Annotated in this window: 7 protein-coding genes and 1 pseudogene; 6 read left to right on the forward strand and 2 right to left on the reverse strand. The window is 41.7% G+C overall.

Annotated elements, in window-relative coordinates; translation table 11 throughout:
* The 6 genes from ACFIMP_RS08960 to ACFIMP_RS08985 form a co-directional block, all read left to right on the forward strand.
* Window positions 1-5,598: hemagglutinin repeat-containing protein (locus tag ACFIMP_RS08960; protein WP_375686284.1), on the forward strand; the 5,598-nt coding region annotated here is incomplete at its 5' end.
* Between the two features lie 68 nt (window positions 5,599-5,666).
* On the forward strand, window positions 5,667-6,758 hold the full coding sequence (locus ACFIMP_RS08965; RefSeq protein ID WP_375681143.1) for a filamentous hemagglutinin: 1,092 nt from the start codon (window positions 5,667-5,669) through the stop codon (window positions 6,756-6,758).
* Window positions 6,755-7,162 carry a hypothetical protein gene (locus ACFIMP_RS08970; protein WP_375634020.1) on the forward strand — a complete coding sequence of 136 codons (408 nt, stop codon included), beginning with the start codon at window positions 6,755-6,757 and terminating at the stop codon, window positions 7,160-7,162. The genes ACFIMP_RS08965 and ACFIMP_RS08970 overlap by 4 nt, the downstream gene beginning before the upstream one ends.
* A 180-nt stretch (window positions 7,163-7,342) precedes the next feature.
* A complete protein-coding gene (locus ACFIMP_RS08975; RefSeq protein ID WP_026500687.1) occupies window positions 7,343-7,744 on the forward strand; it encodes a hypothetical protein in 402 nt (133 codons plus the stop codon).
* 176 nt (window positions 7,745-7,920) lie between these two features.
* Window positions 7,921-8,325 (forward strand): hypothetical protein, encoded by a 405-nt coding sequence (locus tag ACFIMP_RS08980; protein ID WP_026500686.1) that lies wholly within the window; start codon window positions 7,921-7,923, stop codon window positions 8,323-8,325.
* Window positions 8,326-8,501: 176 nt separating this feature from the next.
* The gene (locus ACFIMP_RS08985; RefSeq protein WP_015856194.1) at window positions 8,502-8,861 is read left to right on the forward strand and encodes a hypothetical protein; all 360 of its coding nucleotides are present in this window, start codon (window positions 8,502-8,504) and stop codon (window positions 8,859-8,861) included.
* Window positions 8,862-8,963: 102 nt separating this feature from the next.
* Here the strand turns inward: ACFIMP_RS08985 and ACFIMP_RS08990 are convergent, their stop codons facing one another.
* The gene (locus ACFIMP_RS08990; RefSeq protein ID WP_015856172.1) at window positions 8,964-9,164 is read right to left on the reverse strand and encodes a helix-turn-helix transcriptional regulator; all 201 of its coding nucleotides are present in this window, start codon (window positions 9,162-9,164) and stop codon (window positions 8,964-8,966) included.
* Window positions 9,165-9,363: 199 nt separating this feature from the next.
* Window positions 9,364-9,504, reverse strand: a pseudogene (locus ACFIMP_RS08995) (integrase); the annotation flags it as partial.

A 9,504-nucleotide genomic window follows, 5' to 3' on the forward strand; every position in this document is an offset into this window, starting at 1 on the left:
CTCGATTTAAGCAATAATCGTTCTCATATTTACACGCCGCAAACGCTGTATTTAATTGCAGATCATATTGATGTCTCAGAGAGCGAATTGACTTATGGCGGTTTAGACTTTCAAAGCACCAATGCCCTTGATATTCACAATGCGCGGCTACAAGCCGTAAGAGATGGCGGTGGGACTGGAGATATTCTTTTTGTTGCTCCAAGCGTTATGGTTGATGAGACAACTTCTGTTTTAGCAGCCAGAGATTTCGTGATCAAAACGGGGGAGCTTGGAAATAGCGGTCAATTGGCATCGGGGCAGGATTTAGTCTTTAGCGTGACGGGCAATGTGACCAACAACAAAACGGGCTTAATTTATGTGAAGGGCAATGGTGCTTTACAAGTTGATGGGGCTTTGTTGAATGATTTTGGCACTATAATGGCAGAAGGTGATTTATCTTTCACCAATGCAGATGGCAGCGGAAAAAGCCTTTCGCTTGTCAATAAAGCAGGCTTTATTCAAGCTGGTGGAAACTTAAATATCCAAACCAACACCCTGAAAAACGAAGCTGATAGCACGCCCGTCATCACGGAAAAAACCAAATATAGCGATATTTCTTTCGAAAGACCAAAGGGTTCTGATCAACTCAGTGATGGGATGTTATATCAAGATGGTCCCAACCTTTGGGGAAAGGGTCACTTTGAGGATAGAACAATAGTTATTGCACACCAGTATATACCTAGGGAAGTATTTGTATTTGATAAAAATCTTTGGGCTAACAAAGAAGAAACGTACGGTAAAGCAACTTTGGAAGATGGAGCATTTTATAGGGCATTTACTTGGAAATATGATAAAACAAAAAGTAATATAAGACGGTATCAATGGAATAATCAGTCACATATGACAGAAGAAACTGTCACGCAGGGGTTTTCGCATAAGCCCACCATTCAGGGGATGATACAATCTCACGGCAATCTCATCATTAACGCCGATAACATTGACAACCATTATAGTTTTATAGAAGCAGGGGGAAATGCCTATATCCACGCCAATGTGCTCACCAATTTGGGTGCAACAACTTATAAAAACACCTATATGGGTTGTCAGGCTTATACAGACAGTTGTTATGGCTATAAAGCTGATGGAAGCCGCGATGTTTCTTTAGATATAGCCGATGGCAAATTTCGTCATATCCGCTCAGAAGCTTTGGAGAGTGTTCCTGGTCTTGTCCAAGCGGGTGGCACTTTAAATCTGGTGGTTGATCAACTCAATAACAAGGCAGGGGAAGGTTCTATTACAGGGGATGCGCATTTTGAAGCAAAAACCGTTGAAGGCAATCCACTGGAGTCCTTAAGTGGTTTAACCGGGGCTGGCGCTCTCTTTACACCAAAAGTGGATCTCAATAATGCAGGGGAACTTTCTGAGGGGCTCCCTTTACCAAAGCCCCAATCGGGGGGTGTTGGGGGCACGCTGCCCAATCAAAATTTTATTTATGAAACGCGGGCAGAATTCCTTGATGTTGGCAAGTTTTATGGCTCAGCTTATTATTTGAACAGAATTGGCTACAATCCTGATCGGGAGATTTTTTTCTTAGGCGATGCTTATTTCGAAAAGCAGCTGATTGAGAAACAAATGCGTGATCTGGTTGGTCAAGGTTTGGGCAAAGGCTCCTTTATTCCTGGAAGTGATGCCATTGAACAAGTCAAAACCTTGCTGGATGTCGGGGCAGAATATGCAAAAGCCCACAATCTCCCCTTTGGTGAGGCTTTGAGTGAAGAACAATTGGCGTCCCTAGAAGCCCCGATGGTGATTTATGTACGCCAACAGGTCAAGGGCATGGATGTTTATGCACCGGTGCTTTATATCCCTGAAAAAGACAGAGCCTCCTTTGTTCCTGCTGGGGCTTTGATCATGGGCGATGATATCAATATCACCAGCCAAAATACAAGCAATTCCACAATAACCAATTCAGGGCGGATTGCGGCAAATCACCAATTGCATGTGCATGGCGGGGATATCTTTAGTCAAGGAGGGCATTTTGCGGCGGGTGGTGATGCTATTTTGCTTGCAGAGAAGAATATTCGTTTGGATGCAGGGCGCACAACGGTTGACGGCGTGGAGACAGTATTAAACACCGAGGCACTTTCTGCTGGTGGTAATGCAACGGTGATTGCCAAACAAGATATCACAGCCTCAGGGGTGGGGATCACTACCGGAGGTGATCTTGCCATGGCTACAGAACAAGGCAACTTGACGATCGGTTCAGCAGAAACCCATTACCATGATGAACAGGGTGATGCTACCATGCATCATAAATCAGAAGTCAACTCTGGTGGCTCGACGACACTTGCCTCTGGAAAAGATTTGAATATCTTAGGCTCTGATGTTCAAACAAAGGATAAACTTCTCTTGCAAGCTGAGAGGAATGTTTCGATTGATGCCACACGCAATAGTATGGATAATCAGAATGGGAGTGAAACATCTCATGTTGCTTTACACAATGGCTCTCATTTAAGTTCTGGAAAAGAGACCACTGTTCTCTCTGGAAAAGATATCCATATGGCGGCTTCCGATATAGATGCCAAGGGCAAGGTGGGGCTGAAAGCCAGTAACGATATCCTGATCAACAATGCAGAAGATAGCTTACATTATGAGATATCCGATCACAAAGAGGATGGAATATTTAGTGAGAGAGTCCATAATAATGTTGAGGCTACTCAAGTTGTGGGCTCAAGTATAACAGGGGGTGAAGGGATGGCCTTTGAATCTGGCAACGATACAAAAATCATTGGATCGATGCTTTTTGCTGGAAAAGAAGAGGAAACACCAGATCAAGCAAAAGCAGATATTTCTATTCACTCTGGTGGGAATATTCTCATAAAAGGCGCTCAAGAACACTACGATCAGCAATACCAATCGTCATCAAGTAGCTTTTTGCATGAGAAATCTTCCGATAAATCTGAATCGCACACCACAACAGTTTCCTCTGTTCTTGAGGCAACGGGCAACATTGATTTGCAAGCAGAAAAAGAGTCCACAATTACTGCTTCTCATCTGCTTTCAGGTCAAAACATCAATGTGACAGCAGAAAATGTGACGATTGATGGCATGCAAGATCACCATAGCAGCCACTCAGAAGAACATGCATCTGGTTTTGGCGCGGGCTCAGGTGAGGACTTTGTGTCGATATATGGGAGTGAGGAAAAGGTGCAAAATGAAGAGAGTTTTGAACATCAAGGCTCTTCTCTCAATGCGTATGGCACTATCAACATCATTGCCAAGAAAAAAGATGTGAGCATAGTGGGCTCTGATTTTGCAGGTGAGAATATTAATCTTTCGGCAGCTCGTGATGTCAATGTGCTTGTGGGTCATAATAGCCATAAGTCAAATTCTGAAGAAAAGCGTTCAGGTTTTGGCATTCAGTTTGGAAAGAGCAGCAGTAGTGTTTCTTTGGGTGTTGGGGTTGCAAGCGTCAAAGATACGGGCGATCAATGGGAAACCACTTCCGCACAATCACACATCACGGCACGCCGAGATGTGCAGATTACTGCTGACAATGATGTAAATATGCAAGCAGCTATTGTTTCGGCAAATCGTGATGTGAACATTGATGCCGGTAATAATATCACGCTTTCGGAAAGCCAAGATATCTCTAAGACACAAAAAAACCATGAAAATTTCTTTGCTGGTGTTACAGGTTCTGTCAATGTGGGTATTCTTGGTACAGTAAAAGATGTAAAGGATGCAGTTAAACGTTTTGGTCATGGGGATACAAAACACAAAATCGGCAATGGCATCATTCTTGGTCTAAAAGGCAAAGATCTCTATAACAAAGGCAAAGATCTCTATAATGGGATAAAGAGCGGATCAACAAAAGATTCCCTTCTCAAGATGGTGGATATTTCTACCAGTGTTACCGTAGGCTTTAAGACTGAAAAGGAAGAGAAGTCTTCTCAGACATCTACTGCTGTAACCAATAGCATAGAAGCTGGGCGTTCTGTCAATATGAAAGCCCACAAAGGCAGCATCCATGGTGTTGGAGCTGATATTATCGCTGACACCAATCCTGTTTATGCGCTGGGCAATGATCCGCAGAGCGGGAATATCAACTTGGAAGCAGGACAGCATATTACCTTTGAAAGTGCGCAAAACAAGAAAAGCAAACAAAAACATAGCCAAAGCGCTTCAATGAATATTGGAGCCAGTTATGGCACGGGTGGCGCAGGGGTAACAGGCAGTGCTGCTTTTAGTCAAGGGGAAGGTTCCAGTGAACAGGTTCAACAAAAGAACAGCCATATTGTTGGCACAGGTACTGTTCATACCACGAGTGGGGCAAACACCACATTGGCAGGCGCCGTGGTTTCTGGAGAGCGTGTAGAAATGGAAGTAGGAGGTGATTTTACCGTTGTCAGCCGCAGTGATACGGGACAAACTTCCAGCAAAAAAAACTCTGTTTCTGTTGGGGTTAAAGGCAATGGAAAGCCTGATGGTGCGTCAATAAACGTCTCTTTCCAAAATGATCAATCCTCCAGCGATTATCACAGTGTTGTGGAACAATCAGGCATTAAAGCCCGTGATGACGGCTTTGAGATCACCGTTAAAGATAAAACAACGCTGACTGGAGGTATTATTGAAAGCACAGCCTTGGCAGAAAAAAACAGCCTGACCACAGGAAGCATCAGCACCAGTGATATCAGCAACAGTGCGAGTGCCAAAGCCAGCAGTGATGGGATTAGCATTGCAGCGGGTGGTGCAATGGGCGAATACGACATCGCTAAAAACATTGCCAAAAATGTTTTAGATCATGCAGAACAACAGGATTCAAGGGAAGGATATACCAAATCTGCCATTAGCGATGGCACCATCGTCATTACTGATGAAGCAGGGCAGAAGGCATTGACAGGGCAAGGCGTTGATCAAACCATAGCTTCCCTTAACCGTAATACCGCTGAAGCTCATAAGGGTGTATCACAAATAGATGTCACTAAGCTGGAACAAACAGCTGGTGAAGATCGTAAAATGGCAACACAATTGCTGGAAGAAGGATTTAAATACAGCGATAAAGCCTATAAAAAATATAGTGAAGAATCCTCTAAAAAGCGCAATGATGTAGCCTCTAAAAAGCGTAATGCTGAAGCTCCTAAAAAGCACAATGCTGAAGCCTCTAAAAAGCGTAATGCTGAAGCCCCTAAAAAGCGCAATGATGTAGCCCCTAAAAAGCGTAATGCTGAAGCCCCTAAAAAGCGTAATGCTGAAGCCCCTAAAAAGCGTAATGCTGAAGCCCCTAAAAAGCGCAATGCTGAAGCCCCTAAAAAGCGCAATGCTGAAGCCTCTAAAAAGCGTAATGCTGAAGCCCCTAAAAAGCACAATGATGTAGCCCCTAAAAAGCGCAATGATGTAGCCCCTAAAAAGCGCAATGATGTAGCCCCTAAAAAGCGTAATGCTGAAGCTCCTAAAAAGCGTAATGCTGAAGCTCCTAAAAAGCGTAATGCTGAAGCTCCTAAAAAGCGTAATGCTGAAGCCCCTAAAAAGCACAATGATGTAGCCTCTAAAAAGCACAATGATGTAGCCTCTAAAAAGCGTAATGCTGAAGCCTCTAAAAAGCGCATGATGGAGTAGAAGGGGAAACCAAATCTGCTATCAGCGATGGGACTATCATCCTTACTGATACAACTGGACAGAGGGCGATGGGGCAAGATGCTGGACAAATCATTGGCTCTCTCAACCGCAACACCGCAGCAGCCCACCAAGCTGTAGGACAGCTAGATGTCGCACCGCTTGAGGGAGCAGTGCATAATCGCGTAGATATGATCAATGATTTATCGGATGAAGGATTGGGATACTGGGACAAAGTGCGCGAAGTCGCAAATGTTAAAGAACATCCAGTAGGTGAGATTTTGCATGATGAAAATGGCAATGTCCTCTATTTAACCGATGAAAATGGAAAACCTATAAAAGACAGCGATGGAGAATATATTACTCTGTATCACTTTTTAAATGCTGAAGATGAGCAGCATTTACAAGCTGGCTCTGATGGCAACAGGCGTATGTTCTATAATGGTATTTTTAACACACCAGATGAAGCAGCCGGTAATGCTGTCCACTTAGCTGATAATGAACATGAACCCCTTTATTTTACATACCACCCACAAGCTAAAGATAAGCTAGTAGAGTTCGGGGTAGCAATTTATGAGTATTTTGGGGGATGGAGTAATTCGACCAAGAAATTCCAAGATTTTGCCTCTCGTTATGGTAATGATGGGGCGATTGTTAGTGCGCATAGTCGTGGTAGCTTAACAGTAGGCAATGGACTACGTGACTTTGAAAAGCGCGGCATCCACGGTATAGCAGAAAAAACAGATATTTATCTTTATGGACCAGCGGATCATGCTCAATCGATAGCGAATGCATTATATGTCGTAAGCGATGGCAAAAATGATCATGTTTACTTACAAAGCCATGCATCTGACCCCATTAGTACGTTGTTTGGTTACAATGCACCTACTTTTTATAAAGTACCTTTAAATCTAGATGTTTCACTTTTGGAGAAAGGTATAAAAAATCCTTTATATATGACGCTGTTTGTAGGAAAAAGTTTATTGACTACAGCAACCTCTCCATTGATAGAGGGAGGGAGGGCGTTAGGCGGTTATGATCCTAGTCCCCATAATTGTTATGGTGATGCAAGTAAAGCGTGTATAACTAATTATGGAACATCTCCTACTAAACAAATTCATTCAATTTATTCGACTTTAGATCATTTATGGAAGAAAAAATGAGACAAATTTTAAAATTATTGAGTGGTATAGTCCTATTAAGTGTGACTGGATGTGACATATCAAAAATTGACAGCAGTCCTCCAGAGTACGTGAGTATGTGGGAGAAGGCAGGTGCAGATTCTACTGAGGTAGGAAAAGCCCTCTTAGAATGTGGAATACCGAGCCTTATTGATGCTGATTCAGAAAATAGAAAGCTTAGTGTTAATGAGGATGCAACAATTTATGCTTGCATGGTTCAATCAGGATTCCATTATAAAGGGAGAGGAAACTGGTGTTATACATTTAGAGAAGAAAACCTTCCCATTTGTCAGCTTGGTGCTGTCATCCCACAGAGAAGTGTTGAGAAGCGCTTAAATAGCCCATTTTGTAAAAGGTATAAAAATGCGGATGAATGCCAACCTTAAGTTTTGCTGTTTGTGATGGTCAACAATCCCTCATCCTTGCCTTCGCTTGAAATGACGGGATTGTTTTCTCAACCAATCATCTCAATATTGGTCACCGTTGTTTTAAGCAGCGATGACAGAAAATATCAACAGGTTTATGAGCTGTTTTATCGTAAAGAAACCCACTGAAGGAGGGGAAGAATGAAGAAAGTCTTGCAATTATTGAGCGGCATAGCTCTGTTAAGTATAGCTGGATGTGAGTATAAAGCTGAGGTTCCCTTATCAGCTTGGGAATTATGGGATAAGCCTGGTGCAAATACAATTGATATAGGGAAAGCGCTGTTAGAATGTGGCATGCCAACACCTTATAATCGTGATGAATACAACAGAAAGTTAGACGGAAATGCGAACGCATTAATTGAAGCTTGCATGGTTCAAGCAGGTTTTAGATATAAATCCGGATATTTGAGTTCGTGTGAGTTTTTTGATGCTCGTTTTCCGATTTGTCATTCAGGTGCTGTCATTCCTCAAAGAAGTGTTAAGAAACGCCTGAACAGCCCCCATTGTAAAAGAAATAGAAACAAGCCTGAATGTCTACCGTAGTTTTTTGATGATGGTATGATTAAGAGTAATCTTTAGTTTTTTTATCTTTTGCATAAGTGTGTGGGCCAATTGTATCGGCACTCAACATGTTTCAAATTGATATGGACAGAGGAATATAAAACATCGACAAGCTTATAAGCAATCTTATCATAAAAAATCATTGAAGGAGAGAAAAAATGAAAGCAACTTTAAAGTTATTGAGTGGATTGGCTTTGCTTATTATAGCTGGATGTTTTCCAGGTCCTTACCAGGCTGTGGATGTATTAGAGAAGCTAGGAGAAGATAAGATTGAGATTAAAAAAGCACTATTAGAATGTGGAATGCTGAATCCTCATGATGATTATATGATGGATTATAGAGAGTTAAGTATAAATGCGAATACATCTATTTATGCATGTCTAACCCAAGCAGGTTTTCATAGTAAATTAGGAGGGAAGTGGAGAGATCGGTGTAGAAATTATAATGCCGAAGATCTTCCGATTTGTGTGCCAGGTGCTGTCATTCCAAAACGAAGTGTCAAGAAGCGTTTAAATAGCGCTTATTGCCAAAAATATAAAAATAAACCAGAATGCCAACCTTAAGCACTGCTAGTGATGATCAACAATCTGCCATCCTTGCCTTCACTTGGAATGGCGCGATTGTTTCCTCAATCTGTCATCTCAATATTGTTCACCGTTGTTTTAAGCAGCGGTGACAGAAAATATAAACAAGATTATGAGCTGTTTTATAGTAATAAATCCATTGAAAGAGGGGAAAAATGAAGAAAATCTTAAAACTGTTGAGTTGTATAGCTCTGTTAAGTATCACTGGATGTGTTAATTCAATTCCCTCACTTTCTCCAGCATTATGGAGAAATAAAATACTTTTAGAATGTGGAGTACCGGACCTTAATAAGGTTGTGGCGCTAGATTTGAATCAATTTGCCAGTATTGAAATGTGTATGGCGCAATCAGGTTTTCGTCCTAGCTTTACAATACAAGAATGGTGTGAAAACCATAAATCGGACAATCTTCCCATATGTCGTCCTGGTGCTGTCATGCCTCAGCGAAGTGTTGAGAGACGCTTAAATAGCCCTTATTGTAAAAAACATTCAGAACAACTTGAATGCCAGCCTTAAGTCTTGCTTCAGTAGAGAAAGCCTTGAATTTACACCAAATAAAGCACCAGGTTGATGAGTTTGAGAAAGCCTTGTCCGTCCTTACGTGACAAGGTTTTCTTTTTATGCCGCGTCGTTATAACGTTGCTGTTTTGCTTGCTCGATGACATTCAAAAGATCCGATTGTAACCAACGCGATAAAAAACCAAATTTTAAAGGTTTTGGGAGAGAGCCATTGGTCACATGACGGCGGAATGTTGAGACACTCATATGAAGCAGTTTTGCACTTTCACGGTCTGTTAAAAGAATATCATTTTCTGTCATACTAAAATCCTTTCACTCTCAAAAAATGGCAACAAATCATAACCATTTATTAACCACATTTTGGTTCATTTTTGAAGGTATTTTATTTATAGAAAACAATATTTTATCATATAAATTCTCATATGATAATTTATGACTCTTATTGAGAGAGAAGAGAGCTAAAGTTATCCACAGATCATGGGGTTATTCACCCCATATTTTAGGTTTGACCTGTGACATAAGCCGCCCATTTATCCATATAGACACGGCGCTGTTCTAGATAGTCAGTACGACGATAGGAGCGCTCTACTTGTCCTCCTACTGTATGACTTAGAATAGTTTCAGCGACCTCATAGGGGGC

Origin of the sequence: Bartonella sp. AP65SXKL, assembly GCF_042195725.1 — a bacterium.
Taxonomy (GTDB): domain Bacteria; phylum Pseudomonadota; class Alphaproteobacteria; order Rhizobiales; family Rhizobiaceae; genus Bartonella.

What these genes read in the sequence shown, in the direction of transcription:
- ACFIMP_RS08965 (WP_375681143.1), top strand. Translation starts at nt 5,667, where the DNA reads ATGGGGCAAGATGCTGGACAAATCATTGGCTCTCTCAACCGCAACACC.
- ACFIMP_RS08975 (WP_026500687.1), top strand. Translation starts at nt 7,343, where the DNA reads ATGAAGAAAGTCTTGCAATTATTGAGCGGCATAGCTCTGTTAAGTATA.
- ACFIMP_RS08980 (WP_026500686.1), top strand. Translation starts at nt 7,921, where the DNA reads ATGAAAGCAACTTTAAAGTTATTGAGTGGATTGGCTTTGCTTATTATA.
- ACFIMP_RS08990 (WP_015856172.1), bottom strand. Translation starts at nt 9,164, where the DNA reads ATGACAGAAAATGATATTCTTTTAACAGACCGTGAAAGTGCAAAACTG.
- ACFIMP_RS08985 (WP_015856194.1), top strand. Translation starts at nt 8,502, where the DNA reads ATGAAGAAAATCTTAAAACTGTTGAGTTGTATAGCTCTGTTAAGTATC.
- ACFIMP_RS08970 (WP_375634020.1), top strand. Translation starts at nt 6,755, where the DNA reads ATGAGACAAATTTTAAAATTATTGAGTGGTATAGTCCTATTAAGTGTG.